26 protein-coding genes and 3 pseudogenes are annotated in these 24,384 nt (G+C 69.9%); 13 read left to right on the top strand and 16 right to left on the bottom strand.

The genetic code is table 11. The annotated features are described in order from the left end of the window. On the bottom strand, positions 1-330 hold a 330-nt coding region (locus tag AOJ26_RS07400; RefSeq protein WP_159044234.1), incomplete at its 3' end, for an STAS domain-containing protein. Positions 331-555: 225 nt separating this feature from the next. Here AOJ26_RS07400 and AOJ26_RS07395 point away from each other — a divergent pair. Further along, the gene (locus tag AOJ26_RS07395) at positions 556-783 is read left to right on the top strand and encodes a hypothetical protein (protein WP_234358488.1); all 228 of its coding nucleotides are present in this window, start codon (positions 556-558) and stop codon (positions 781-783) included. 72 nt (positions 784-855) lie between these two features. Here AOJ26_RS07395 and AOJ26_RS07390 read toward each other — a convergent pair whose 3' ends face one another. From AOJ26_RS07390 to AOJ26_RS43365, 3 genes are all read right to left on the bottom strand, one after another. After that, positions 856-1,566, bottom strand: coding sequence for a cation transporter (locus AOJ26_RS07390; protein WP_053847377.1), 711 nt, complete (start codon positions 1,564-1,566; stop codon positions 856-858). A gap of 2 nt (positions 1,567-1,568) precedes the next feature. Next, complete coding sequence (locus AOJ26_RS07385) at positions 1,569-1,904, bottom strand: ArsR/SmtB family transcription factor (RefSeq protein WP_053847376.1); 336 nt, start codon at positions 1,902-1,904, stop codon at positions 1,569-1,571. 168 nt (positions 1,905-2,072) lie between these two features. Continuing rightward, a complete protein-coding gene (locus AOJ26_RS43365) occupies positions 2,073-2,309 on the bottom strand; it encodes a hypothetical protein (protein WP_159044227.1) in 237 nt (78 codons plus the stop codon). Positions 2,310-2,374: 65 nt separating this feature from the next. Here AOJ26_RS43365 and AOJ26_RS07380 point away from each other — a divergent pair, with 65 nt between their 5' ends. The 3 genes from AOJ26_RS07380 to AOJ26_RS07370 all read left to right on the top strand — a co-directional run bounded on the left by AOJ26_RS07380 (position 2,375) and on the right by AOJ26_RS07370 (position 5,050). Continuing rightward, a complete protein-coding gene (locus AOJ26_RS07380) occupies positions 2,375-3,322 on the top strand; it encodes a helix-turn-helix domain-containing protein (RefSeq protein WP_086724243.1) in 948 nt (315 codons plus the stop codon). Between the two features lie 288 nt (positions 3,323-3,610). Beyond that, a complete protein-coding gene (locus AOJ26_RS07375; protein ID WP_053847374.1) occupies positions 3,611-4,585 on the top strand; it encodes an L-threonylcarbamoyladenylate synthase in 975 nt (324 codons plus the stop codon). Positions 4,586-4,654: 69 nt separating this feature from the next. Continuing rightward, the gene (locus AOJ26_RS07370) at positions 4,655-5,050 is read left to right on the top strand and encodes a hypothetical protein (RefSeq protein WP_053847382.1); all 396 of its coding nucleotides are present in this window, start codon (positions 4,655-4,657) and stop codon (positions 5,048-5,050) included. A gap of 44 nt (positions 5,051-5,094) precedes the next feature. Here the strand turns inward: AOJ26_RS07370 and AOJ26_RS07365 are convergent, their stop codons facing one another. The 9 genes and pseudogenes from AOJ26_RS07365 to AOJ26_RS07330 form a co-directional block, all read right to left on the bottom strand. After that, positions 5,095-5,736: a carbonic anhydrase gene (locus tag AOJ26_RS07365; RefSeq protein WP_053847373.1), complete on the bottom strand. Its 642-nt coding sequence runs from the start codon at positions 5,734-5,736 to the stop codon at positions 5,095-5,097. A 720-nt stretch (positions 5,737-6,456) separates the two neighbouring features. Beyond that, positions 6,457-6,819 (bottom strand): hypothetical protein, encoded by a 363-nt coding sequence (locus tag AOJ26_RS07360; protein WP_053847372.1) that lies wholly within the window; start codon positions 6,817-6,819, stop codon positions 6,457-6,459. A 17-nt stretch (positions 6,820-6,836) separates the two neighbouring features. Further along, positions 6,837-7,271, bottom strand: coding sequence for an LGFP repeat-containing protein (locus AOJ26_RS07355; RefSeq protein ID WP_053847371.1), 435 nt, complete (start codon positions 7,269-7,271; stop codon positions 6,837-6,839). A gap of 85 nt (positions 7,272-7,356) precedes the next feature. Next, positions 7,357-7,560, bottom strand: a pseudogene (locus tag AOJ26_RS45185) (LGFP repeat-containing protein); the annotation flags it as partial. Positions 7,561-8,025: 465 nt separating this feature from the next. Next, a complete protein-coding gene (locus tag AOJ26_RS07350) occupies positions 8,026-8,301 on the bottom strand; it encodes a hypothetical protein (RefSeq protein ID WP_053847370.1) in 276 nt (91 codons plus the stop codon). 156 nt (positions 8,302-8,457) lie between these two features. Then, a complete protein-coding gene (locus AOJ26_RS45045; protein ID WP_053847369.1) occupies positions 8,458-11,079 on the bottom strand; it encodes a LuxR C-terminal-related transcriptional regulator in 2,622 nt (873 codons plus the stop codon). Between the two features lie 17 nt (positions 11,080-11,096). Continuing rightward, a complete protein-coding gene (locus AOJ26_RS07340) occupies positions 11,097-11,309 on the bottom strand; it encodes a hypothetical protein (RefSeq protein ID WP_053847368.1) in 213 nt (70 codons plus the stop codon). Positions 11,310-11,411: 102 nt separating this feature from the next. After that, positions 11,412-11,807: a hypothetical protein gene (locus AOJ26_RS44225; RefSeq protein ID WP_234358487.1), complete on the bottom strand. Its 396-nt coding sequence runs from the start codon at positions 11,805-11,807 to the stop codon at positions 11,412-11,414. A gap of 690 nt (positions 11,808-12,497) precedes the next feature. Beyond that, positions 12,498-13,529: a sigma-70 family RNA polymerase sigma factor gene (locus AOJ26_RS07330; protein ID WP_053847367.1), complete on the bottom strand. Its 1,032-nt coding sequence runs from the start codon at positions 13,527-13,529 to the stop codon at positions 12,498-12,500. Between the two features lie 72 nt (positions 13,530-13,601). Here AOJ26_RS07330 and AOJ26_RS07325 point away from each other — a divergent pair, with 72 nt between their 5' ends. Both AOJ26_RS07325 and AOJ26_RS07320 read left to right on the top strand, forming a co-directional pair. Then, positions 13,602-13,943: a VOC family protein gene (locus tag AOJ26_RS07325; protein ID WP_053847366.1), complete on the top strand. Its 342-nt coding sequence runs from the start codon at positions 13,602-13,604 to the stop codon at positions 13,941-13,943. 42 nt (positions 13,944-13,985) lie between these two features. Then, positions 13,986-14,633: a maleylpyruvate isomerase family mycothiol-dependent enzyme gene (locus AOJ26_RS07320; protein ID WP_053847365.1), complete on the top strand. Its 648-nt coding sequence runs from the start codon at positions 13,986-13,988 to the stop codon at positions 14,631-14,633. 184 nt (positions 14,634-14,817) lie between these two features. Here AOJ26_RS07320 and AOJ26_RS07315 read toward each other — a convergent pair whose 3' ends face one another. Next, positions 14,818-15,525: a helix-turn-helix transcriptional regulator gene (locus AOJ26_RS07315; RefSeq protein WP_053847381.1), complete on the bottom strand. Its 708-nt coding sequence runs from the start codon at positions 15,523-15,525 to the stop codon at positions 14,818-14,820. Positions 15,526-15,658: 133 nt separating this feature from the next. Between AOJ26_RS07315 and AOJ26_RS07310 the strand changes: the two genes are divergently transcribed. From AOJ26_RS07310 to AOJ26_RS43780, 4 genes and pseudogenes are all read left to right on the top strand, one after another. Beyond that, positions 15,659-16,198 carry a DUF2231 domain-containing protein gene (locus tag AOJ26_RS07310; RefSeq protein ID WP_053847364.1) on the top strand — a complete coding sequence of 180 codons (540 nt, stop codon included), beginning with the start codon at positions 15,659-15,661 and terminating at the stop codon, positions 16,196-16,198. A 78-nt stretch (positions 16,199-16,276) separates the two neighbouring features. Then, positions 16,277-16,711, top strand: coding sequence for a hypothetical protein (locus AOJ26_RS07305; protein WP_053847363.1), 435 nt, complete (start codon positions 16,277-16,279; stop codon positions 16,709-16,711). Between the two features lies 1 nt (position 16,712). Further along, a complete protein-coding gene (gene folE, locus AOJ26_RS07300; protein WP_053847362.1) occupies positions 16,713-17,354 on the top strand; it encodes a GTP cyclohydrolase I FolE in 642 nt (213 codons plus the stop codon). A 211-nt stretch (positions 17,355-17,565) separates the two neighbouring features. Beyond that, positions 17,566-18,041: pseudogene (locus AOJ26_RS43780) on the top strand (transposase); the annotation flags it as partial. Positions 18,042-18,312: 271 nt separating this feature from the next. On the opposite strand, the gene AOJ26_RS07295 reads toward AOJ26_RS43780, so the two are convergent. Continuing rightward, entirely contained in the window at positions 18,313-19,176 is an 864-nt protein-coding gene (locus AOJ26_RS07295; RefSeq protein ID WP_053847361.1) for a LysR family transcriptional regulator, read from the bottom strand. Between the two features lie 200 nt (positions 19,177-19,376). Between AOJ26_RS07295 and AOJ26_RS07290 the strand changes: the two genes are divergently transcribed. From AOJ26_RS07290 to AOJ26_RS07280, 3 genes are read left to right on the top strand one after another with little or no spacing between them, the layout of a single operon-like run. Then, positions 19,377-20,822, top strand: coding sequence for an amidohydrolase family protein (locus tag AOJ26_RS07290; RefSeq protein ID WP_078959786.1), 1,446 nt, complete (start codon positions 19,377-19,379; stop codon positions 20,820-20,822). Between the two features lie 2 nt (positions 20,823-20,824). After that, the gene (locus AOJ26_RS07285) at positions 20,825-21,823 is read left to right on the top strand and encodes a fumarylacetoacetate hydrolase family protein (protein ID WP_053847359.1); all 999 of its coding nucleotides are present in this window, start codon (positions 20,825-20,827) and stop codon (positions 21,821-21,823) included. Then, positions 21,820-22,773, top strand: a complete 954-nt coding sequence (locus tag AOJ26_RS07280; protein ID WP_078959785.1) for an MBL fold metallo-hydrolase — start codon at positions 21,820-21,822, stop codon at positions 22,771-22,773. Before AOJ26_RS07285 ends, AOJ26_RS07280 begins: the two co-directional genes overlap by 4 nt. Positions 22,774-23,136: 363 nt before the next feature. On the opposite strand, the pseudogene AOJ26_RS41595 reads toward AOJ26_RS07280, so the two are convergent. Then, a pseudogene (locus AOJ26_RS41595) lies at positions 23,137-24,362 on the bottom strand (DNA polymerase III subunit alpha); the annotation flags it as partial. Positions 24,363-24,384 lie beyond the last annotated feature (22 nt).

Raw genomic sequence — 24,384 nt, 5'->3', positions numbered from 1 at the left:
CGCCTCGCCGACGGTGCGATACACCCGCAGGACGGTGTCCGCGCCGGCCATCTCGAGCGTCCGCTGCACCTTCTGCTGCACGCCGGCCAGCACCAGCACGGAACCGGCCTGACCTGCCCGGCGCCAAGCCCACAGCAGCACATTCAGCCCGGCCGAATCACAGAACGACACCGCGGACAGATCCAGCACCACACATCGCTGTCCTGCGGTGATCTCGCCGAGAAGACGCTCACGGAGGAACGCAGCGGTCTGCCAGTCCATCTCCCCGCCGACCTGCACAGTCAGCGACGTTCCAGATGCGTTCGCCTGAACTGAGGGCTCCGCGGTCATCACGCTCTCCCCACCGCCTCGTCGGGAGACGCCACTTGTGACAATGAGCCTACCGGCTCCCCCACACGGCGCCTTCACGCTGTCCACACACCCGAGAACAGTTCACGGAGGAAACCATTTCCGGTAATTTCCTGCGGCGGCTCCAGATGCGGAAGACCGGAGGACCCATGGAGCAGCAGCCCCACAGATGGGCCTTCACTAACCACGCGCGTGTGCTGCTGGCCATTGGCCCGCAAACCTGACCTCCGCCTGCGCGACATCGGGGTGGCCTGCGCCATCACCGAGCGCACCGTCCAGAGCACCGTCACCGACCTCGAACAGGCCGGCTATCTCAGCCGCGAACGCGACGGATGCCGCACCCGCTACAAGCTCCACCTCGACCACGCACTGCGCCATCCGGCAGAGGCCCGCCTGTCCGTCCGGGAATTGCTGGAACTCCTCGCCGAGCATTGAGAACCTGTGTCTGAGCCCCAACTCCACGACACAGGGCTCCGGCGTTAGCCGGCGCCCTGTGTCGTCGTGGGGTCAGTCGCAGCCGGGGCGGCAGCCGCACACGTCTGCTGCGGCAGACGTGGACGGCATCACGGCGGCGGGGATCGGGCAGCAGCCCTTGCCTTGCCAGGCGTCGCGACCTTCCTTGAGAGCGATGGCGGCGATGGCGAAGGCAGCTATCGGGTCGGCCCAGGACCAGCCGAGCGTGGCGTTGAGGAGCAGGCCGGCCAGGAGGACGGCGGAGAGGTAGGTGCAGAGCACAGTTTGCTTGGAGTCGGCAACTGCGGAGGCGGAGCCGAGCTCGCGTCCGGCCTTGCGTTGGGCAGCGGACAGGAATGGCATCACAGCGAGGGACAGGGCGGCGAGCACGATGCCGGGGATGGAGCGTTCGGCCTCGCCGGAGCTGGCCAGCGCGCGGACGGCGTCGATGGTGACGTAGGCGGCGAGCGCGAAGAACGAGATCGCGATGATGCGCAAGGTGGTCTTCTCGCGGGCTTCGCGGACTGCATGGTCGCGAGCGGAAAACTGCCAGGCGACCGCGGTGGCGGAGGAGACCTCGATGACGGAGTCCAGGCCGAAGCCGATCAGTGCGGTGGAGGATGCGAGGGTGCCGGCGGTGATGGCGACGATCGCCTCGATGACGTTGTAGGTGATGGTCGCCGCGACCAGCAGCCGTATCCGGTTCGTGAGTGCGTCCCGCCAGGCCGGGCCGGGGCCGAGGGACAGAGATTTCTTCGCGGTCATGGTCAGCAGCAGCCCTTCTCTGTGCTGTCCGGGCAGGTGCGGTCGGTCTCGACGGCGACCACAGCGGTGCGCAGGTCGTCGAGCGCGTGGCCGAGGCGTTCGTCGGCCAGCTCGTAGCGGGTGCGCCGGCCGTCCGGGACAGTGATGACCAGACCGCAGTCCCGCAGGCAGGCCAGGTGGTTCGACAACCGGGTGCGCGAGATGCCGAGCGCGTCGGCGAGGTCGGAAGGGTAGGCGGGGGCTTCGCGCAGGGCGAGCAGGAGCTGGCAGCGGATCGGGTCGGCGAGCGCGCGGCCGAACCGGGCCAGCACCTCGACATCAGAGGCAACAGTCAGCACCCCCAGACAGACACGATTCCCTGAATTCAGGAGAGCGTGGATCCATGCTGCTTGGGTGAGCTGGGGGCGGGGGAACGTCCCCGCTCTTGTTGTTCCGGGGTGAGACGCCGGGGCATCAAGGTGACCGCCGCCCAGGTGATGAGAGTTTCGCAGTGCTGGCCGAGGCGTTCATGGTCGCGGATGTGCCGCCGGGCGGGCGAGCTGACGCACGTGCGGCGACTCCTTGAGGACCTGCCCGCCCGACCCGGCGCGGACTGCGATCCGCGGGCCTGGGCCCGTGGAGTCCTCCTCAAGCCCGTGCCGCTGGCCCCGCGAGGACGCTGCACCGAGGCCCTCGCCCCGTTCGAGCAGGCGTACGCGTTCCATGTCCAGGTCGACGCGGGCGCCCGGTCCTTCCCCCCTCATGCAGCGGTGTCCTATGGTGCTCGCGCTGACGGAGGCTGACCGTCTCGGCGAGGCCGTCGCGCTCGGTGAGCGCACCTAACAGCGAGCTGACGACGACGGACCAGTACGTAAAGTTTTGGTGCGCCGCGTTCCTGGCCCGTGCTCTGAGGATCGCCGGCCGTCCGGCGACGGCCCGGGGCTGGTGGGCCGAGGCCGCGTCCCTGGCCCGTGCCGCGGCCCCGAGTCTCGTGCTGCCGGTGGCCCTGGACGGCCTGACCGCCTGCGCGGCCCTGCTCGGCGACCTAGCAGGAGCGCGGGCCGCCATGGCCGAGAGCCGGGAACTCGCGCGGCCGGACGGCGAGCAGCGGCTCGGGGAAGCGCGGCTGCACGTGGCCGGCGGCCGGGTGGACCTGGCGCGGACCGCGCTCGCGGAGGCGGCCCGCGACGCTGGGCATCTCACTTACAAGGGGCTGCTGCTCACCGACATCGCCCGATTGGGCGGCGCGAAGGCGGTGGCTGGCCGGCTGAGCGACATCGCCGGACAGTGCGACGGGGATCTGGCACCTGCGCGGGCCCGCCTCGCCGCGGCCCTCGCGGCTCAGAACTCCGAGGAGCTGGTGGCAGCGGGTGTCGCGCTGGAGGCGTCGGGATGCTCGCTGCCGGCCACGGAATCCACCGCGGCGGCCGCTGCCGCGTGGCGTCGGGCAGGTCATGCGCGCAAAGCCGCCAGGGCCCAGGAGCAGGCCGCCGCGCGCTGCGAGAACGCCCGGTCACCCCGGCTGGGAGGTGTCGTCGTCGCGCAGGGGCCGGTCGACGTCCCGGACATCTGGTCCGCCCTGTCGGAGCGCGAGCGGGTCGTGGCCCGGCTGGTCGCCCTGGGCTGGACGAACCGCGAGATCGCCGCGGAAGTGTATCTCAGCGTGAAGACGGTCGAGTATCACCTGAGCAACGTCTTCACCAAGTACGACATCGCGAACCGGCGTCGGCTGCGCGATCTCCTGCAGCACACGCTGCCGCTGATCTCGTCGTCTTGAGAGGAGGATGCCGCGGCGTGCGGGCCAGGCCCCTCGATGTCCGTGCCGTGGTCGTCCCGGTGCTGGTCACCGGCTCTCACCGCGTACGTCCGTGGAGTCGCCCGGCGGGAGATCGACCCGTGCCCACCGCCGGGCGAGGCAATCCCACGCGGAACGCGCAGCCAAGGTGAGCATTTCCGAGCCGCGGCCGCACGGGGAGGAAGGCGGCGGAGCACGGTTCCAGTTCCCGGTCGTGGCACGCGTGGTGCGGGAGGCGGACGTCATCGCGCTCCTATGATTGCGAGGGTGATGGCAAGAACCAGTGACATCGAGAAGGCGGCTGGTGTGCTGCGCGCCGGCGGCCTGGTGGCCCTCCCAACCGAAACCGTCTACGGACTGGGCGCCGACGCCGAAGACCCCGCTGCCGTCTCGCGCATCTTCCAGGTCAAGGGACGTCCACCCTCCCATCCGCTGATCGTCCACATCGGCGGCGCGCAGCATCTGGACGACTGGGTCCAGGACGTGCCCGCGACGGCGCGCCTGCTGGCCGAGCACTTCTGGCCGGGGCCGCTCACGCTGGTCCTGCGGCGTGGCCGGCGGGTGCCCCTGGAAGCCACGGGCGGCCTGGAGACGGTGGCCGTGCGTGTGCCCGACCACCCCGTTGCCCTCGCACTGCTGTCGGCCTTCGGCGGCGGTGTCACGGCCCCGTCCGCCAACCGATTCGGCTCGGTGAGCCCCACCACGGCCCACCACGTCCGGGCGGAGCTCGGGGATGCCGTCGACTTCGTCCTGGACGGCGGTCCCTGCGGTGTCGGCGTCGAGTCGACCATCGTCGACGTCACAGGTGAGACCCCGGCCATCCTCCGGCCCGGCGGAGTGACCCGCGAGGACCTCGAAGCGGTGCTGGGGCGTCCGATCGAGGTCCCGTCCACGAGCCATGTCCGGGTGCCGGGTCAGCACCCGTCGCACTACGCGCCGTCTGCACGGGTCGTCCTGGTCGAGCCGGAGCAGGTCGTCGACGAGGCGCGGCTCGCACAGGAGCAGGGGCACCAGGTCGGCGTCCTCCTTCCCTCGTCCCTCGCCGACACCCCGGTGAAGGCGCACGCCGTGATGGAGGTCCCCACGTCCCTGGCCGGCTACGCGCGCGAGCTGTACGGGTTCCTGCGCGAACTCGACCAGCAGGGGTGCGACCTCATCGTCGCCTCCTTGCCGGTGGAGGAGGGACTGGGACTGGCGATCGCCAACCGGCTGCGCCGCGCCGCGGGGCCCCGGCCCACCGCATGACCAGCACCGACGCTGGGGCCCTCGCGGCACCGGACGCGATTGATCTGCTCCTCTGTGCACAATGCCCTCGTGCAGCTATTGCCCATTCCTTGCCCCGCCCACGTCATTCCGGACGCCACCGGCACCGACGCCTTCCACGATGTGTACCGGACGGCCATGGCGCAGCAGGCTGTGTTTGTCGCTATCGAATCCGAACAACGTCAGCGGTGGACCGTGAAGGTGGACACGCTCACTGCCGGCTCCGGCCACGCTGTCGACGATGCCGTGAACGATGCGGTCCGGGCCGCGATCACCCGCCTGGTCCAAAAACGTGAGGTCGACCTGGACGCCTACACGGGACCGATCTACTTCATGATGCACGGCGTGCGGAGGGAAGACCGGGCCCGCGAACTCGCGGCTGCACTCCACGCCGCCCTGTACGGCGACCTGGGACCCCTGACCCGCGCGGTGCCTCCCGCGTCCTGACCGCCGACCGCAGCAGGTCACGCTGAGGAGTCGCACCGCGGCAGTCAGGACACCGTGGGCACAGCCTCGTCGAGGCCGCGAGTGGCGACGAGTTGGGCACTGCCGTCGGCCAGGCGGTAGCGCAGGCCCACCACGGCGGTCTGGCCGGCGGCGACCTTGTCGGCGAGGACCCGGGAGCGGTCCAGCAGCAGGTCGGCGGTGTGCCGTATGTGCTCGGCGAGGATCTCCTCCGGCCCTACCCGTCCGGCGGCCCGAGCGGTCAGCACGCTGGGGGTCACCCGCTCGATGACGTCCCGGACGTACCCGGCCGGCGACATGCCGTCCTCCAGCGCAGCACAGGCTGCGCCGACCGCGCCGCACGAGTCGTGCCCGAGGATCACGACCAGCGGGCAGCCCAGCACCTCCACGCCGAACTCGATGCTGCCCAGCACCTCCGGGCCCATGACATGGCCCGCGGTGCGCACCACGAACAGATCTCCCAGACCCCGGTCGAAGATGATCTCAGCGGCCAGCCGGGAATCGGAACACCCGAACAGCACGGCGAAGGGCTGCTGGGACGGTGCGGTCTCGGAGCGGCGGGCGGCGTCCTGGTTCGGGTGCTCGGGGGTGCCGGCGACGAAGCGCTGGTTACCGGCCAGCAGCAGTTCGAAGGCGGCGCGGGGCGTCGGGGTCTGAATCTCGCTCATGTCGGCAGCCTACGAGTCGGCACCCGCCGTCGCACCGCCTGGTCTCCTTGGTCATCGCCGGGTCGGCCGATGCTGACAGCTTGGACATACCCAGGCGCCGGGCAAGGGCGGCCTCGATGCGGTTCCTCAGCGCACGACGCAGGTGCTCCGCCGCCTGCGGCCGGCCGACGCACACGTCGCCCGGCCATGATCGTCCGGAGCCTTCCGCTCGTCTTCCATACCTGCACAACGAGCAAGGCACGGCGCGCTATTCGGCCGAACGAGGGGCCGAGCCGCTACCCGGTCCCCTGACAACCGGGCGCAGAGAGTGGGTTGGCGGCACAAACAGTCCCGTGGCCTGCGACCGTGGCCACGGCCGCTACGTCTGTCCCATCGACAGGTTCGTGGTCACTCTCCGCCAGACCTGTGTGCAGCTCGACCACCCCCACGCGCCTGATCTTCCATCTCAGCGAATTCGGCCGCTGGAAGCGCATCGACAAGCCGGGCGAACTCGCCGCGGAAGGTCTAGAACGCGTGGCCGGACGCGACCTCGGAACGGCCTGCGTGGTGTCCGGCCACTACGACCCCGACCTTCATCTCGACCGTCGCCGGGGCGAAAGTGGCAGGCTGCCCTGCCTGGTCGACGGGGACTGTTGTCTCCTGCGGCCAGACCTTGATGTCGGCGGCTGGCCCCCCTAGAACACCGACAGTGCGCTCTGCCGTTGACAAGCACCGGGTTTTTCAGGCCCGGACGATGTCGAAGTATGCCTTGTACGAGGCCTCACCGTCGCTGATCAGCGGTGTGGCGATGTGGTAGCGGATGTCCCGTTCTCCCTTAAGGGGGGCGCCCGCCAGAGTGCACATCTGCTTGGCACTCATCTGCAGGGCTACCGTGCCGAGGACGTCGTCGCCGGTCCCCAGCAGCTTGTTGATCGCGTTGGCGAGCACGGGGACGAGCGCGGCGAGCGCGGGCTCCAGCACCGCCACCACGGGAGCGCCGATCCCGGTGGCGGCAAGGGCGCCTCCAGCCGCAGTCACCACGCCCGCGACCCCTTTGGTGACGAGGTCCTTGTACTCGTCGGGGTTGCCCTCGTCGTGCTCCATCCCGGTGACGGAGAGGGCTAGGCCCAAGGACGGCCCCGGTAGATGTCGGCGCCGGGGTGAGGGAAGGACCCGCCTGCGTCGACGTCGTCGTACACCTGGGTACGGAAGGTCGGTATCTGCGTGCTGGATCCCACACCGCCGACGATGAAGTAGGGCTCGTCGGAGCCAGACGCTTCGTCGGTCTCGCCGAAGCAGTTCATGCCGCGGTAGCGGACCGCCACGTCGCCGATGTCGATTGCGCCGGTGTCCGGCCACCAGTACATGCCGCCGTGCTCAAAGGTGGCCAGCCGGCCGCCTTCGGGAAGGTCCGCCTCACCGCTGGTGGGGTAGCCCAGCCACCCTTTCTCCCAGCCGAGTTGGCTCCACCTGCCGCGGATTGCGCCGTACACCTCGTGCGCGGCGGTCTGCGGGGTCCAGTAGATGGAGGACTCGGGGCGTCCGGGCAACTGCATCGCGCGGTAGTGGGTTGAAGCGGCCGCGGCCGTCCGGGCATCCGAGTTCGTCGGTGAGCAGGTAGCCCCAGTGTTCGCGGCCGATGGCCTTCCACTGTGCGCAGATGGCGCCCCAGGTGGCGAAAGCGCCGAGCTCCGGGTGCCACGAGATCACGCCGCCCGCGAATTCCTGCGCGCGACCGATCCCGTCGAACGTGGGCCGTTCGATGTCGAGTGCGTCGCCGACCACGGAGCCCGACCCGCCCAACGCGAGCCACTTGTCCCGGATGGCGCCGATTACTTCGGTCATGCCTTCCTCCTGAGGGGAATCGATTCGAAGGTCCGCATATTCGTGTGCGGTGTCACGGGCCTCGACGAGAGGCCTTGTCGTGTTCTCGGGGTGGTGTGGGGCGCGAAAGGTGTACGTGCCGTCCTGGCGTTGTGCGAGGTGCGCGTTGCCGCCCGAGGAGAACTCGATGGGTGCGAAGGTGAAGTCCAGTGGGGCCGGTGAGCGCCAACCGCCACAGCACCCGACTGACCCCCCTCCGGCCGAAGCGGCTCTTGCGGCCGGGACGGCGCAACGGCCGTCGGCTGTACGGGAGCCGGCGCCGCCGCTGGCCGTCCTCACCAGGCAGGCGGTGCGAACGACCGGGGGGCGAGCTGGGCCGACCAGGCGTCTGACGAGAGCACCACCGGCTGCAGCCCCTGACCCTCCACGGCAGCCGTGCGATGGGTCCCGGTGGTCCCTCTCATGCCGGCCTCCTTCCTGGCGTGCTCAGAAGGTGCCCTCGAACCACGTCTTGACGTGGTCGAACCAGTCGGGCGCCACGGCGCTGAGGATCATCAGGAAGATCCCCAGCGCGATGACGAGGAACACCACTGAGAACACCAGGCCGAGCAGCCGTCGAATCACGCCGACCGGACCGCGCGGGTGCGTTCCGCGGTACCGAAGCTGGTTGTGGTGGGCGGCGTTGCGCGCGAAGGTCGCGCTGTTGTGCCGCACCTGCTGCTGGTAGTTCTGCTGCGCCTGGCGTGAGCCTGGCGTGGTCATGGCGACTCCCTCTACAGTGCTGCGATCTTGCTGATGACCAGGGCGGCTGGGCTGATGTCTGCCCGGTCGTTCGCAGTCCAGCTTCGAGTGCGGGCGCAACGGTGTCGCGAGTAGTCGGCTACCTGTGTTCGTTCGCGCGGTGCTGCAGGGGCTCGATCAGTCGAGGCCGATCAGACCGGCGTACTCGGCGCGGTTGGTGGTGCCGAGCTTGGTCGATGCGCGGTAGAGGTGGCCCTCGACCGTGCGCACCGAGACCATCAGGCGCTCGGCGATCTCACGGTTGGACAGGCCGCGGGCGGCCAGAGTGACGATCTCGCGTTCCCGCTCGGTGAGCGGCAGCGGGCGCGCGGCCGCGGCCAGGGTCGGCGTGCGTGCCCCGTCGCACGCTTCGCTCAGCCTACGGGCCCGCTCAGCCGCGGCATACCCGGCACCGCGCTGACCGGCGCGGGTAAGAACCTCGGCGGCCTGGGCAGCGGCGTCGGCTGCGGCCAGCAGGTCGCCGAATCGCTCCAGCGCGACGGCGGCCTCGAGCAGTGCGTCGCCGTCGGCTGCGGCCAGCGCCGCGGCGTGTGCGGCGGCGGCCGGCGCGCGTGGACCGTCTACTTGGGGCACAAGGGCGGCGAGCCGATCGGCGACGGTGGGGTCGCCGAAGCGCACGGCCGTGTGCAGCGCGAGCACCTCGTGTGCGAGCTGACCAAGGCCGGCCGCGAAGGCTGCGGCGTCGTGGGTGAGGGTGATTGCCTGGCTGGTCGCGCCTTCGGCCGCGGCAACCCAGGCCCTGGCCAGGATCCGCTCCGGGTCGTTGAGGGTTACGGCGGGATGCCGGTGCTGCTCCAGGTCGGCCAACGCCAGCTTGGCCGCCTCGATGTCGCCGGCAACGGCAAGAGCGCGGGTGAGGGCGATGAGCGTGACGTAACGCCAGCCGCCGACGTCGCCGAACGGTTCGATGCCGGCCCGGCCTTCGCGAAGCCAGCGCACCGAGCTCGCCACCCGACCGCGGGCGAAGTCGGTCTCGCCCATCAGGTAGCAGCCGATCTGCGCACCGAGTGGGAGGTCCTTGATCTGCTCCCGGCACTCGGCCGCGACCTGGCCGGCGTCATCAAGGTAGCCGGCCAGTCGCAGGCCGGTCATTTGCGTCACCACGAGGGGAATCCGGAAGGCGGCCCTCTCCGTGGCGTGGTTGGCAGCTTCGGCCCCGCGGGCCATGTACGGGTTCATCTCATCGGCCCGGCCAGCGGTTGCCAGCGTGGCGACCAGCCCACAACACGCCATCAGCACGGCGTCGGGCCCCGGTTCAGCGGCGTCGAGCACCGTCCGGGCAGCCTGCTCGGCTTCCACCAGTTGCCCCAGCTGACCTTTGATCATCGCCCGCAGCGCGACGAGCGGTAGCCGGTCCTCGGCGGCGGCGACCCGCGCCGCCACCTCGTCGAGGAGGGCTTGCGCCTCCGCCGGGCGAGTGAGGATCCACGACAAGAACGTCGCCCGGTTCACGGTCGCCCGGACCAGCTCGCCGTCGGTCCCGGCGAGCCGGGCGAGAGCGGCCAACTCGCCATCTGCCTCGTCCGGCCTGCCCACGAACAAGGTCGCGTTCGCGACGATGGCCTGGGCACCGAAGCCGCCACCGGCCCGGACCGCGGCGACGGCCAGCCGCCGAGCGAGCGGCAAATCGCCCAGGTACGAGGAACTCTCGGCGGCAGCGGTCAGCAGATCCGGGTCGGGTTGCAGATCTGAGTCGAGCATGAGCACGGCCCGGCGCAGGGTGTCGTCGGCTCGCCGGGCGCCAGTGTCCGCCAAAGCCGTGGTGATCCGACTGCGTAGCCGACGCGCCCGCAGCCGTCCCATCTGGCCACGCCGTGCCTCGCCGTACAGCGGATGTGCTAGGCGGGCCTGAAGGCGTCGCCCATCCGCCTCGACCTGGATGAGGCCGCTGTCCTCGGCCTGCTCAACGGCGGCGGCATCGGTCAACTCGGCCAGCAGCCGCACTCCGAGCGGCTCGCCGAGCGCCAGCGTGTCCACGACGTCCCGCACCGGGTCGGACAGCGCCCCCATGCGGGCCGCGAGGAGCTCGGCCAACCCGGCGGTCACCGGCACGGGCTCGGCCAGTCGCCAGATCCCACGGTCAAGACGGAACGCGCCACGATCAACGGCGCCGTCGACCAGCTGCCGCAGGAACAGGACGTTGCCCCGGCTCATCGTCCATAACTGACCGGCTGCCGCGCTGTCGACTTGCCCGCCCAGCGCGGCCTCCAGCAGCGCGACGGTTTCCGCCTCGGACAGTGGCTGCACCTCCAGCCGGTCCAGCTGTCGGTCCTTCCACAGCGCGGTGATCGCATCCGGTGCCGGTTCCCCGCTCCGCACAGTGAGCAGCACCGTCGCGCCCCGGCGCAGCACCAGCAGGTGCACCAGTGCCGCGGACAGCTCGTCAAGCAGGTGCGCGTCATCGACCGCGACGATCACCCGGTCCTGTCCGGCACCGGCCAGCAGCACCTCGGCGGCCCGCGGGAGAATCTGCGCCTGCCCCTGCCCCTGCCCCAAATCCCCGAGCAGGCCGGCGAACGCGCCCAGCGGAAGCATTCGCGACGAGGCGGTGGCGACCGCCCCGCGAACGGTTGTCCCACGCCGCTCGACCCGCGCCAGCATCTCTCGGGCGAGTCGGGTCTTACCCACCCCCGGTGCGCCGGCGAGCACCACCCCGCGCGCGTCACTATCGGACCGCAGAGCCGCGGCCACGAACTTCAGCTCCTCCGACCGCCCGACCAGCGGCCACTCAAGTCCCATATCTGTAAGTATCGCGGTCAAGTTACACGTTCACACCTTTCGCTCCCCTCCGCCGCTGCCGCCTTCGCCTCGCCCACGGCCAGCATCGCGTCGACCGCCTCGGGCTCCACACCCACGCACTGGGCGATCAACGCCTCAGGCACGCCGACGTCCCGCAACCGCAACGCGAGTGAGTACACCCGCGGCAGTCCACGCAGCGCCTGCTCCCGAGAAGCATCCGAATCAGACATGCCCCCACCGTTAAGGCGTCCTCGCGTCCTGTCACGAGTAGCTAGCCACTCGTCCCACTGCTGTGGCCCATCCGGCCGTCGATGCGTGCGCGCACCGGAGTTCTACGGAGTACGAGCCGCTGGGAACTGCCAGCCGTCGGTGTCTTCGCCGATGTCCTCGACGATGACGTCGTCGATGAAGTGGTCCTCGAACTCGTCGTCGGTGAGTTCGCCGGCGTGCCAGAGGGCCTCGATCGCGTCCCAGTTGCCCCGGCTGCCGTCGATCCGCAGGGGCGCGGCGTCGACGGTGCCGCGGGTGCGTTCGTCGTCGCCGGTTTTTTGACGACGCCGCTGATCTCGTACTGGCCCCGCTTGTCGGCCGGTTCGTCCGTCATACGCGTCAGCAAGGGCCGAGTCGCCGCCGTCGACCGAAGCAAGCTGTATCTCCTCTCCCCCACTCTCAGCGCTCAGGCAACCCGTACAGCTGAGGCTCGACCCCGGAGCGGTGTACCGGCCCAAGAAGGACTCCGTGCTGGTAGCCCTCGCTAACGGCGTAAAGGAGATCAGCGTCGAGGAGCTCGCATCGCTCGACGACAAGACCGATGGCCTGGGAAGCGGCGCCTTCTACGCGGCCAACAGCCGCCCGGGAACATCGTCGCATCCAGTAGCGACGGAAGCACCGTCGCCGTTCCCACATCCAAGGGGGACATGCGGAGCTACCGAACCTCCAAACCAACAGGCGCCACCGACCGCAGGCTGTGGTCCGCCCTCGCCGTCTACCCACTCGACCACCGCGACCGGTTCACGGCCCCGACCACGGCGTTTTGGTGCTTGCGGTCGGGGGCGTTCCTTGCGAGTGTTCAGCGGATCGATTCAGCGGAATCAAAGCGTAACGGCGGTATCTGGTCCTTCCGGCCCGCGGGGAGGGGCCTCTTCCCGTGACTTTCGCGTGGGAAGAGGTGTCGGCACCCGAGAACGGCTTGCCCACGCTGGATGAACTGGTGGAATCCGCGCCGCCGAAGTACGGGCGGTGCAACCCTCGGTGCGCCGGTGAGGGCACCCGTCCAGGCAACGGTGGGGGCCACCAAGGGAGCAACCCGTCAGGAGTCGTCGGTCCGCTGGTCGAACCCCTATGTGCAGGAGGGAGCGGGCCGGGCCGCGCTCCTCGCACAGTTTCTGCAGCACCCACCCGAGGGCCGGCCCGCTAGCTCAAGCCCACTGCGTCTGCATCCCGAACCGCTGCACGTGCTCCGCGCCCAGGAACGAGGTGAGGCCTTGGATGAGTTCGCCGCGCAGGGTCAGCACCGTGATCGACCACGCGAGGTGCGGGGCTGACGGGCTCGCGCCCACGTAGAAGGCCACTGCCGGTTGGCCGTTCGCTGAAGTGAGGTGGTAGCGCCAGCTCGGGCAGCGGGTGAGCGGGACCGCAACGGCGAAGTCCATGACGGCATCCCGGCCTTGGTACCACTGGGCCAGCGGGGGCATCGACCAGGCGACGTCCTCGGTGAGCAGGGCGACCAAGGCGTCGGCGTCACCGCGTTCCAGGGCGGTGGCGAAGGCGGTGACGGTCTTGCGGACCTGGGCGTCGCCGAGCTTGCGCAGCGTCTGCTGCTGCGAGCAGGCCGGGACCCGCTCGGCGAGCAGTCGACGGGCGCGGGCCAGGGCGGAGTTCACCGAGGTGGTGGACGTGTTCATCATGGTGGCGATCTCGGCGGCGGAGTAGCCGAGCACGTCGAACAGCATCAGCGCGGCCCGCTGGTTGCCTGACAGGTGCTGCATGGCCGCGACGAAGGCGAGTTCGACTGCCTCGCGCTGCTCGTAGCGCGCAGCCGGTCCGGCCGGGCCGGCGGGCAGGCCCGCGTCGGGGTAGGGGCCCAGCCAGGCGATCTCGGTCCGCGGGGTGGCGTCGAGTACCGCGTGGTCGCTGGCCAGCCCGAGGTCGATGGGCATCGCCCGCCTGCTACGCCGGTTGACGGCGTCCAGGCAGGTGCGGGTGGCCACGGTGTACAGCCAGGCGCGCAGTGAACTGCGTCCCTCGAAGCGGTCCAGGCCGCGCCAGGCCCGCAGCAGCGCCTCCTGTAGTGCATCGTCCGCGTCGTGGGTGGATCCGAGCATCCGGTAGCAGTGCGCGTGCAGTTCCCGGCGCAGCGGCTCTACCAGGCGGGTGAATGCCTCGTTGTCACCCTCGCGCGCCCTGGCCAGGTCGTCCGTCGCGGATCCCGCCGAAATTTTCTCGCTCACGAGGACGATTTTGGCGCACTGCGGAAGTCACCTCTGTTCGAGAGATCGATTCGACACCCCGAGGAGACCCCGATGAGCAGTGCTGCATGGTTCGACATCTCCACTCCCGACGCGCCGCGCGCCCGCCGCTTCTACCAGGAGTTGTTCGGCTGGCCCATCCAAGTGCTGGACGACACCTACGCCCTGGTCGGCGACGAGGACGGCCGGCCGACCGGCGGCGTCGGGCAGGCGCGCCCGGACAGCCCGTACACCGGGCTTGTCGTGTACTTCCCGGTCGACGACGTCGATGCCGCGCTGGCCCGTGCCGAGCGACTCGGCGCCACCCGAGTCCTCGCCCCGACCGACACGCCCGCCAGCCGTATCGCCGTCTTCATCGATCTCGACGGCAACCACGTCGGCCTGATCCGCCGCTGAGCGGTCCCCTGCCCGCCCGACACCGCACAGGAGCATCACCTCATGACGACACCCGCCACCGGAATCTGGCCACTGATCCACCACGAGCGGACCGCCCTGGCCGACGACCTCGCGCAGCTGACCGACCATCAGTGGGCCACCCAGTCGCTGTGCGAGGGGCTCACCGTTCGTGAGGTGCTCGCACATCTGACATCGGCGGCCGGTCTCAACCCGGTGCGGTGGATGGCGGGCGTGATCCGCTGCCGCTTCGACTTCGACAAGCAGGTCGCCATGCGGTTGGCCGAACAGCTGGGCGCTACCCCGGCCGAGACGCTCGACCGCTTCCGCCGGGTGGCCACTCGCACGACGAAGCCGATCTTCTCGACCGTGGCCATGCTCGGCGAGACCATCGTGCATGGCGAGGACATCCGCAGGCCGCTCGGCATCGAACGCGACTACCCCGTCCGTACGTTGACCACCCTGGCCGACTACTATCAGCGCACCGATCTGCCCGTCTTCACCAGGACCCGCATCCGCGAACTGCGCCTGACCGCCACCGACAGCCCCTTCACCACCGGCCAGGGGCCACAGGTATCCGGCACGACCCTGGCCCTGATCATGGCGATGGCTGGTCGCGCGTCCTACCTCGATGCGCTCGATGGAGACGGCGTTGCCATCCTTCGCGAGCGCCAGGCACAACCGCGGGCATGACGCCCTGTATCAGTGCGGCTCAATGCCGCCACCCCAGCCGCGCAATACCCCCTGCGGCCGCGCACGAAATCACGACCAGCCGTTGCCGTCGTCCTGGCCGCGCAGGGCGAACGGTGGGCCGACGTACGCGGGCGGCGGGTGTCGATGGCGGCGTGACGGTGTCAGTGTCGGGCAGGGCCCGCGATCACTCGGTGTGGCGTAGTTCGACGCAGCATTCGCCGGGGCGGGGGGCCAGGACGGCCTGGACCGCCGGGGCACGAAGTCCGTGCAGGTAGCCGGTGAGGAAAGCGTGGTTCATGCCGCAGACCAGGTCGGGGGCTTGTGCGGCGAGGGGGTGGAAGGGGCAGTTGCGCAGTCGTAGCCGGTCGGGGGCCTCGCGTGTGGGCTCGAAGCCGTGCCGGTCGAGCATGCGCTCACACAGGGTCAGGCCGCGCTCGGCGCCGAGCCGGCCGGGGCGCAGTTGGCTACGTTCTTCCTCGCCGAGTTCTTCGCCCCGTTGTCCGGCGGTGCGCATCGCCGCTTGCGTGGCGGTCTCGTTGTCGCCTTCGGTCAGGACGGCCTGGACGAGCAGGCCGGCCAGGAGTTCGTGGCGGCGGTCGGGGATGCTGACGCGGATCGGGGTGTCGGTGAGTTCGTACACCTTGGGCTGCCGGCCGACTTTGCGGATGCCGGTGGGAGAGGCGTAGCGGGCGCGCAGCAGGCCGGCGTCGACGAGCTTGTCGAGGTGGAAGGCGGCGAGTTTGCGCGATATTCCCACGCTGGCGGCCGCCTCGTCGCGGGTGACGGGTCGGTGGGCGCGGCGGATGAACGTGAACATTCGCCGTCGGGTGCCCTCGCCGAGCGCGCTGACGGAGTCGATCGCGGCGTCGTCGGGGGAGATCGGCAGGGTCATGTCGGAGGTCACCCCTTCACGGTAACGCCAGCATGTGTGGCCGGGTGCTGGATCGTGTGCGCTTGGACTGGTGCACTTGACCGCCTTCTTGAATAAGACCAAGATTTGTTGGTGAAATAAGGAGGTGGCCGCGATGGTCCAGCCGCATCAGGCCAAGCAGCCGGTCAGTGCCGCGCTCGCCGGCCCGTACGGGCACCCGTTCCACCCGATCCTGGTCACCGTGCCGATCGGGGCCTGGGCGGGCAGCCTGGTCTTCGACATCGCCTCCCACCTCGCGGGGGACCCGGATTTCTTGTCCCGCGGGGCGATGTGGCTGATCGCCCTCGGAGTGATCGGCGCCCTGGGCGCGGCGATGGTGGGCTTCCTGGACCTTTTCGCCATCCCGACCGGTACCCGCGCGTTTCGGGTGGGATTGGTCCACATGACGCTGAACCTGGTAGTGACCTGCGCCTACCTCGGTAATTTCCTGTGGCGGCATGCAGGAGCCGGGCCCTCCGGGACCGTTGCGGCAGGGCCGCTGGCGCTGAACGCCGCTGCCTTCGCCATCCTCGGCGTCTCAGGATGGCTGGGCGGCAAACTCTCCTACCGCTATGGCGTCCGGGTCGCCGACGAGGCGACCCAGGCCGAGGGGTTCACCCCTGTCCACCCCAGCTCACACGAGCGCACCGGCTGACCAGCCTCTCTTCTTCCTGTCCGGCGCCGCCCGCGGCAGCTGCTTTTCCCGACGTTCTTTCCTGCATCTGGAGTTCTCATGGACATCGCCGCACTGATCACCTGGGTGATCACCGCTCTGGGCGGCTTCTACATGCTCGGCACCTGGCTCTCACGCGGCGGTGCCCGCGGCGGCAACAGCCACCTGCCGGTCCCGGTCATCTTCGGCCACTTCGCGCTCGCCGCGATCGGCCTGGTCGTCTGGATCGTCTACGTCGTCGCCGAGAAGGACGCACTGGCCTGGACCGCGTTCATCCTGTTGGTGCCCGTCGCGCTGCTCGGCTTCGTCATGCTGGCCCGCTGGATCCCCGTGTACCGCGCCCGCGCCGCCGCCCCGGCAGCAGCCGTAGCCGCCGGGCAGGACGTCCCTGCTGAGCGGCACTTCCCCCTCGCCGTGGTCCTTGCCCACGGGGTGTTGGCCGTGGTGACTGTAGTGCTGGTCCTGCTGTCCGCTCTCGGCGTCGGCGGGAGCTGACATGTCCCAGCACTCCGCGGCCCTGCCGCAGACATCAGATCCGATACCCCAGGCGGCTGCCCTGCGCGTGGTCTCCCCCATCGGGCAGGAGACCGATCTGGCAGCCGCCGAACAGGCCGCCGCGCAGTTCCTGCGGTCTCTCGGCATCAGCACCGACTCTGAAAGCCTGCGCGGCACCCCCGGCCGCATGGCCCGGGCCTACGCCGAACTGTTCTCACCCCGCCCTTTCGACCTGACGACCTTCCCCAACGACGAGGGATATGACGAACTGGTCCTGGCCCGCAGCATCCCGCTGCGGTCGGTGTGTGAGCACCATCTGCTGCCCTTCGTCGGCACCGCCCACATCGGCTACCTCCCCGGTCGGCAGATCCTGGGACTGTCCAAACTCGCCCGCATCCTGGAGCACTTCGCCTGCCGTCCCCAGGTCCAGGAGCGCCTGACCAAACAGGTCGCGGACTGGCTGCAGAACCATCTGGAGCCCAAGGGCGTCGGGGTGGTCATCCAGGCCGAACACACCTGCATGACCCTGCGCGGCGTGCAGGCCACCGGCACCACCACCATGACCTCCACCCTCCTGGGCCTGCTGCGCACCGACGCCCGCTCACGCAGCGAATTCCTCACCCTGACCGGCCTGCCCGGCTGACATCCCACTGCCCCGCGCCCGAAAGACCACTGGAAATCTGATCAACCCGGCCTGCAGCAAGTGCGCCTCCGCCCTGTCGCTGCTGGACGACGGGGGCGCCTCCTACACCGTGCGGCACTACCTGGAAGAACCGCCGACCGCCCAGAACTCGAGGAGGTACTGCTGCGCATCCAACTGGAGCCCTGGGACATCCCGCATCAGCGAACCCGAAATCGACTTGCAGTCAGTCAAAGCGGCATCGACCGTCGGGAAGGACACCCGCGGTTACGACCCAGGCGAAAAGGTCAACGGCCGCAAACGGCATCTCGTGGTCGACATCAAGGTTCTGCCTTGGATGGTGATGGTCAGCCCAGTCGGCCTCCGCGACTCCCAGGCGGCGTAGGAAGTTCTGTTCCGGCTCCGTCTGATGCATCCGGAGATGACCATCGTCTGGGCCGACCGGGTATACGCGGGCAGGCTTGTGACCTAGGTCAAACGCCATCTGTACCTCACGATCAAGACCATCGCCGGCCGAAGGAGTCTTCGGATCGTCATGCTGCGCCGCCGCCGGGTCGTCGAACGAACGGTCACTGGCCTGGATGATGAACGCCCGTCGGCGTGCCCGCGATTACGAATCGGCTGATCCAGCACTCCGAAACCCTAATCACCTCGGCGGCGATCACCCTGATGACCCGCCGACTGCCCCGCCCGCAAACCGAGCACCCCGCCGCTGCCTGGACCTGGCCGTCGAAAGCCGGATCAGGCCCCTTCTGCCATCAGAGCGTTCACCGCCTCGCCGACGGTGCGATACACCCGCAGGACGGTGTCCGCGCCGGTCATCTCGAGCGTCCGCTGCACCTTCTGCTGCACGCGGCCAGCACCAGCACGGAACCGGCCTGACCTGCCCGGCGTGCGGCGGGGTGATCATCGTGGACACCAGAACGTTGGATCCCGGCGCTCCGCGGATCTTCTGGTCGCCTTACCGGGCTCTGCCGAGAAGGCGGGTGGCGTAGCGGACGGCGGTGATGGCGTAGCGGTCGTCGGTTGCGCGGGTGGCGACGGCGATTTTCACGGGCGGTCCGTCGAGCGGGACGAACCGGACGTCCGGGTGGGGGTAGAAGCGGCTGGCGGCCTCGGCGTGCAGGGCAATGTGGCCGGTTGTCGCCACGGCTGCCGGTATGGCGGCGGGGTGGCGCAGGGCTCCATGGCTGTGGGACCCGTCGGCGGCGGGGCCGGACCATGCTTCGAGCGCGGGATGGGCGAGGGCGATGGGCAGCCACGGGCTGTCGCTGAGGTCGGCCTCGGTCAGACGGTCGGCGTCGGCGAGAGGGGAGCGGGCGGGGACGACCACGACACGGGGCACGGTCATGGCGTGCTCGAAGACGAGCCCGTCGACGGGACCGACGTACTGGATGATGCCCACGTCAACGCGGTGGCTGCGGATCGCTTCGTACTGATCGGCCAGGTCCAGTTCCGCGTAGGAGAAGGCGATTTCGGGATCGTGGCCGTGCACCGCCGCAGTCAGGTCCGTCCAGCGTTCGGCGAGTCCGAATCCCAGTACTCCCAGCGTGAGGAGCTTTTCATCGGTGGTGCGGCGGCGGTGTTCGGTGAGAGAGTCCACGGTGTCGAGCAGGGCCCGGGCTTCGGCGATCAGCCGCTCGCCCTCAGGGGTGAGAGTCACCCGGCGGCTGGTGCGTTCGAAGAGCTTGGTGCCCAGTTCCCGTTCCAGCCGCTGGATGTGGCGGCCGAAGGGCTGGGGGCTGATGTAGTGCCGCTGCGCGGCCCTGCCGAAGTGCAGTTCCTCAGCCAGTGTCACCGCGTAGCGGAGCGCCCGGATGTCCATGCCTGTGCCTCCGTGCCTCCCGCTCCGTACGGCCGCCCTGCCGGTGCTTCCGTCTACGTCAGAGAAGACCGAGCCGTCAACACCTCGGTCACGGCCGGTTCGCAACCGTTTCGGCTGATGATCCCCGGCTTCCTCCTCTGGTGAGGTGAGGCCACGGGAGGCACTGCCTCTGTGGCTCGGATGACGAAGGAGTCATCATCATGGCTCGGCATCGCGTTGTGCTGCGCGGCGGCACTGTCCTCACGATGGATCCGCAGCTGGGGAACCTGCCCCAAGGTGACGTGCTGATCGAGGACGGTGCGATCGCCGCGGTGGCACCGGACCTCTCCGTCCAGGAGGCGGAGACGGTGGACGTCACGGGACACATCGTGGCACCCGGCATGATCGACACCCACCGGCACACCTGGCAGACACAGCTGCGCGCCCTGTGCGCCGACTGGACCCTGGCGGACTACCTGTTCGGCATCCGGCTGGGCGTCTCACCGGCCTACCTCGCCGAAGACGTCCACCTGGGCAATCACCTCGGCGCCCTGGACGCCCTGAACTCCGGAGTCACCACGATCCTGGACTTCTCGCACTGCAACAACACGCCCGAGCACGCCGACGCCGCGATCACCGGGCTGCGGGACGCGGGAATCCGCGCGGTGTTCGGTTACGGCTTCTTCGATTCGAACCCGCTCCAGCCGCCGCACTTCACCGACCACGCCTCGCGGCTGGCGGACTTCCGGCGCGTCGCCGACACCCACTTCCCGAGTCGGGACGCACTCCTGACCCTCGGGGTGGCGCTCACCGAGTACGGCACGCGGCCGTTCGACACCACCCGCGCGGAGATCGCCGCCGCCCGCGAATGCGATGCGCTGATCGTCACGCACACCGGATGCGTGTGGTCACTGCCGAGCGGCGTGCGGGAATTCGCCGCGGCGGGCCTGCTCGGACCGGACCAGGTCCACGTGCACTGCAACACCCTCACCGACGAGGAGTGGCGCCTGCTGGCCGATCACGGCGCCAAGCTGTCGATCTCGGTGGAGACCGAACTCAACATGGGCATGGGCCGCCCCGCCTTCGCCGCGGCCCGCCGGCACGGCATCAAACCGACCCTGTCCTGCGACATCGTCTCCCTCAACACCGGCGACCTGTTCACCCAGACCCGCATGGGCCTGGCCTTCCAACGCTGGGCCGACACCGAGGACCTCAACCTCACCGGCGAAGACCCCACCACGGTGACCATCACCGCGCAGGAGGCGCTGGCCTGGACCACCGTCAACGCCGCCGAGGCGATCGGACTCGAGCACCGCGTCGGCAGCCTCACCCCCGGCAAACAGGCCGACATCATCGTGACCGGCGGGCCCGGCATGTCCCAGCACCCGCACCTCGACCCGGCCGGCACCCTCGTCTTCCAGACCACACCCGACAACGTCCGCCACGTCCTGGTCGCCGGCCGCTTCGCCAAGCGCGATGGCCACCTCACCGGAACCGACCTGCCGGCCCTGCTCGCACGGGCGGACGCCTCAGCCGAAACAGTCCTCCGCCGACTCGCCGACGCCGGGCGCCCCCTGCCCGGCACCCCGCCGGAGGGCTGGGGCCTCATCGCCCGCATGTCGTCGGAACTCCAGGCGACCCCGGAACACCAGCCCCCCGGAAAGTAGTCATGCGCTTCATCACCTACACCGAAACCGACGGCGACAGCGCCGGCGGCGAGCGCGTCGGCGTACTCGACGCCGACGACCTCGTCCACGCGCTGCCGCCCGGTATCCGTCTCATCGACCTGCTCGACGCCCCCCAGCGGTTGCACGACGCCGCGGACGACGCGCTGCGCGACCCTCGCGCCGTGCGCCCCTACGCCTCGCTCAGGATGCGGGCGCCGATTCCCCAGCCGCCGACCGTGCGGGACTTCATGACCTTCGAGAGCCATGTCGAGGGCGTGGCCAAACTGGGCGGACCAGAGGAAGGCCCGCCCGAGCAGTGGTACGACGCTCCAGCCTTCTACTTCACCAACCCCTACGCCATCCAGGGCCCGCAGGACGATGTGCGCATCCCGCCGGGCTGCACGCACTTCGACTTCGAACTGGAGGTCGCCGCCGTGATCGGCCGGGGCGGCAGGGACCTGAGCGTCGACGAGGCCGAGTCCCACATCGCCGGATACGTGCTGATGAACGACTGGTCCGCGCGCGACCTGCAGTTCACCGAGATGAAGGTCCGCCTCGGCCCCGCGAAGGGCAAAGACAGCGCCACCACGCTCGGCCCGCTGTTCGTCACCCCCGACGAACTGGAACCCCACCGGGCGGGCAACGCCTACGGCCTGCGGATGACGGCGGCCGTCAACGGCACCGTCGTCGGCGAGGACGTGTGGAGCAACATGGCCTTCAGCTACGCTCAGATGATCGCTTACGCCTCGCGGGGCACCGAGGTCCGCACCGGTGACATCCTCGGTTCCGGGACCTGCGGCGGCGGCTGCCTGGCCGAACTGTGGGGACGCTATGGGCTCGACGCCCACCCTCCCCTGGCCCCGGGAGACACCGTCACCCTGAGCGTCGAGCACCTGGGCACCCAGACCTGCCGCGTGACGGAGCGTGCCGAGCGCCCCGTCGGCGATCTGCGGGCCACCTCGCACCCGCACGCCCTCGCACCCCACCGAGGCCGCCGATGACCCCCGCCCAGAACCCGGCACCGGACGCGGCAGGCACCGCAGGTGCCGCCCACGCCGTGGCCCCCGGCGTGTACGCCTGGATACAGCACAACGGCTCCTGGTGGATCAACAATGCCGGGTTCGTCATCACCGATGACCACGCCGTCCTCATCGACACCTGCGCCACCGAGAACCGCACCCGGGACCTGCTGGACGCCGTCGGCCGGGCGGCACCGGGCACACCGATCCGCTACCTGGTCAACACCCACCTGCACGGCGACCACACCCACGGCAACAGCCTGCTGCCCCGCACCACGGTGGTCATCGCGCACGAAGCCACCCGCGAAGGCATCCTGACCGACACCGTCATCGACGGCTGCCCACCGATCTGGCAGCCCGTGCCCGACTGGGGCGCGGTCACCCGGCGCGCCCCGGACCTCACCATCCGCACAGCACTCACCCTGCACAGCGACAGCCATCAGATCGAACTGCTCCACCCCGGCCACCCCGCGCACACCAGCGGCGACCTGATCGCCTGGCTCCCCGAACAACGCGTGCTGTTCGCCGGAGACCTGCTCTTCCACCGCGTCACCCCGCTGGTGTTCATGGGCTCCCTCGACGGCGCCCTGCGCTCCCTGGACTGGATCGCCTCCTTCGCACCCGAACACGTGGTGCCGGGCCACGGCCCCGTCATCGACGCACATGCCCTGCCGACGGTGCTCGACCAGCACCGCGCGTACTACCGACTCGTACACACCACCGCCCAGGCCGGCCTGCGCGACGGCCTCACACCCCTGCAAACGGCGCGCACCTGCCGCCTAGGCCCCTTCGCCGACCTACCCGACGCGGAACGCATCGTCCTCAACCTGCACCGCGCCTACGCCGACACCACCGGCCACCCCTTCGACCTGCCCCGGGCATTCACCGACGCGATCACCTACAACTCGGGTCCCCTGCACACCCAGGTCTGACCGGCGTCGGCCCACCTCACGAAGCGCCCCAGCACCACCTGAAAGGGCAAGGCCATGTAATAGCGCCCTCGCTGGGCGAGAAGTGCCGGTGGACTGGGTCGAGGCGTCCGATAGGCAGTCGAATATGACTGGATCACCGACCATCCTGTTGAACGACGTCGACCCCTTCACCACGGAGGAGCTTGAGCCGAGCGTGTCCTGCCGCTGTACCGGCACGCGGCCAGCAGTCTGACGGCGCACCGACCGAGGCAGACCTGCCCCAAAGCCGACCGCCAACAAAACTAAGCGCATGGGCACTTTTCACCGCGCCGGTGGGGAATGCCCGCTGGGAGAAACGTTCAACACGCAGAACTTGACAGGGAAACGCAGGGCGTGGCGGGCACGGTAGGTCTCCGGCATGCCGGTGACGGCGACGCGTTCGGTGCCGAACCGTTCGATGATCCGGTCGTAGACCTCGAGTCGGCGGGGGCTCAACGTCGATGTCGATGTCCGGCAGGCTCGCGCGGCGCACTGACAGGAACCGCTCGAAGAGCAGGTGGAAGTCCAGCGGATTGGCCGTGGCGATAACGAGCGTGTGGTTGACCATGCTGCCGGCACCGGAGACTCGGGCAGCAACCCGGATCCCGAGCTCGCGGACGTCGGCGACGACCAGGGCGACGGTGAGGAAGTACGTGTCGTACTACAGCGTGCGAATGACTGCGAGCTCTTCTTCGAGGCGTTGGCGGGCGCGGGGGTCGCGGTCGAGGCCGCGGCGGATGAAGCCGGCCTCGGTGCGCTCGCGCAGCAGGCGGGCGGCGTGTGCGGGGCCTCCGGGGGCGCCGACGACGGCGGGTTCGGGGAAGCGAGGACGGCCCAGGCCGAGATCCTCGACGGGGTCGACGGTGCAGGCGTCGGCGTGGCGGTGGTTTCGGCCAGTAGGGGGGCCGCCCGGTCGTCGCCGTGGCTGGCGGCCGCGACGATCCGCCGGGCGATCTCGCCCATGGCGGCCGGGGGCTTCAGCCAGCGCTCGCCGGAGTCGAGGTGGCGTCGGTCGATGAGGCGCCGCAGGCGGGCGGCGTCCAGGTCGTCGGCGGGGCGGTGCTGGTCGGCGTCGGCGTAGCGGACAGCCTTGGTCAGCACGGCGGGGATGCCCACTTGGTCGGCGAGGGTGAGGGTGCGAGCGGCCAGGCGCAGTGAGCCGGGGCCGGTGCCGGCGAGGCCGAGCCAGCGGGTTGCCAGGCGCAGTTGGATGCCGGGCAGCTGCTGCCAGGGGGCGAGGAGGTGTTCGGTGAGGTCGGGTCGGCCAGCGGCCAGGACGTGGATGGGTTCGGAGGCGGGGCCGAGGAGCACGGTCAGCCACTCCCCTGCGTGCTGGTGCAGGTCGTCCCAGGCCAGTATGGGTGGGCCGTCGCCGTGGGTGTGGGCGGCGGAGGTCAGGCGGCACAGCCGTGCCCAGCCGGTGGCAAACTGGGCGAGGAGGACGACCCGGTGGGCGGCTCGTACACGTGTGCGCCGCCGCGGACCGAGGTGCGCAGGCGCTGGGTGGGGTCGAGGACGAGCGGGGCGACGGCGAGGTTGATGCCGAAGATCGGCGGTGCGTGGCTTGTCAGCCCGGGCCCAGGTGCCGCGGTG

Origin of the sequence: Streptomyces sp. NRRL B-24085 (genome assembly GCF_001282115.1) — a bacterium.
In the GTDB taxonomy this organism is placed as follows: Bacteria; Actinomycetota; Actinomycetes; order Streptomycetales; family Streptomycetaceae; genus Streptomyces.
This window is presented reverse-complemented; position numbering and strand designations above follow the sequence as displayed.

What these genes read in the sequence shown, in the direction of transcription:
- AOJ26_RS07325 (WP_053847366.1), top strand. Translation starts at nt 13,602, where the DNA reads ATGAGCAGTGCTGCATGGTTCGACATCTCCACTCCCGACGCGCCGCGC.
- AOJ26_RS07295 (WP_053847361.1), bottom strand. Translation starts at nt 19,176, where the DNA reads ATGGACATCCGGGCGCTCCGCTACGCGGTGACACTGGCTGAGGAACTG.
- AOJ26_RS07355 (WP_053847371.1), bottom strand. Translation starts at nt 7,271, where the DNA reads ATGCAGTTGCCCGGACGCCCCGAGTCCTCCATCTACTGGACCCCGCAG.
- AOJ26_RS07315 (WP_053847381.1), bottom strand. Translation starts at nt 15,525, where the DNA reads ATGACCCTGCCGATCTCCCCCGACGACGCCGCGATCGACTCCGTCAGC.
- AOJ26_RS07305 (WP_053847363.1), top strand. Translation starts at nt 16,277, where the DNA reads ATGGACATCGCCGCACTGATCACCTGGGTGATCACCGCTCTGGGCGGC.
- AOJ26_RS07340 (WP_053847368.1), bottom strand. Translation starts at nt 11,309, where the DNA reads ATGTCTGATTCGGATGCTTCTCGGGAGCAGGCGCTGCGTGGACTGCCG.
- AOJ26_RS07320 (WP_053847365.1), top strand. Translation starts at nt 13,986, where the DNA reads ATGACGACACCCGCCACCGGAATCTGGCCACTGATCCACCACGAGCGG.
- AOJ26_RS07390 (WP_053847377.1), bottom strand. Translation starts at nt 1,566, where the DNA reads ATGACCGCGAAGAAATCTCTGTCCCTCGGCCCCGGCCCGGCCTGGCGG.
- folE (WP_053847362.1), top strand. Translation starts at nt 16,713, where the DNA reads ATGTCCCAGCACTCCGCGGCCCTGCCGCAGACATCAGATCCGATACCC.
- AOJ26_RS07280 (WP_078959785.1), top strand. Translation starts at nt 21,820, where the DNA reads ATGACCCCCGCCCAGAACCCGGCACCGGACGCGGCAGGCACCGCAGGT.
- AOJ26_RS43365 (WP_159044227.1), bottom strand. Translation starts at nt 2,309, where the DNA reads ATGAGGGGGGAAGGACCGGGCGCCCGCGTCGACCTGGACATGGAACGC.
- AOJ26_RS07365 (WP_053847373.1), bottom strand. Translation starts at nt 5,736, where the DNA reads ATGAGCGAGATTCAGACCCCGACGCCCCGCGCCGCCTTCGAACTGCTG.
- AOJ26_RS07375 (WP_053847374.1), top strand. Translation starts at nt 3,611, where the DNA reads ATGGCAAGAACCAGTGACATCGAGAAGGCGGCTGGTGTGCTGCGCGCC.
- AOJ26_RS07350 (WP_053847370.1), bottom strand. Translation starts at nt 8,301, where the DNA reads ATGACCACGCCAGGCTCACGCCAGGCGCAGCAGAACTACCAGCAGCAG.
- AOJ26_RS07310 (WP_053847364.1), top strand. Translation starts at nt 15,659, where the DNA reads ATGGTCCAGCCGCATCAGGCCAAGCAGCCGGTCAGTGCCGCGCTCGCC.
- AOJ26_RS07285 (WP_053847359.1), top strand. Translation starts at nt 20,825, where the DNA reads ATGCGCTTCATCACCTACACCGAAACCGACGGCGACAGCGCCGGCGGC.
- AOJ26_RS45045 (WP_053847369.1), bottom strand. Translation starts at nt 11,079, where the DNA reads ATGGGACTTGAGTGGCCGCTGGTCGGGCGGTCGGAGGAGCTGAAGTTC.
- AOJ26_RS07360 (WP_053847372.1), bottom strand. Translation starts at nt 6,819, where the DNA reads ATGGAGCACGACGAGGGCAACCCCGACGAGTACAAGGACCTCGTCACC.
- AOJ26_RS07290 (WP_078959786.1), top strand. Translation starts at nt 19,377, where the DNA reads ATGGCTCGGCATCGCGTTGTGCTGCGCGGCGGCACTGTCCTCACGATG.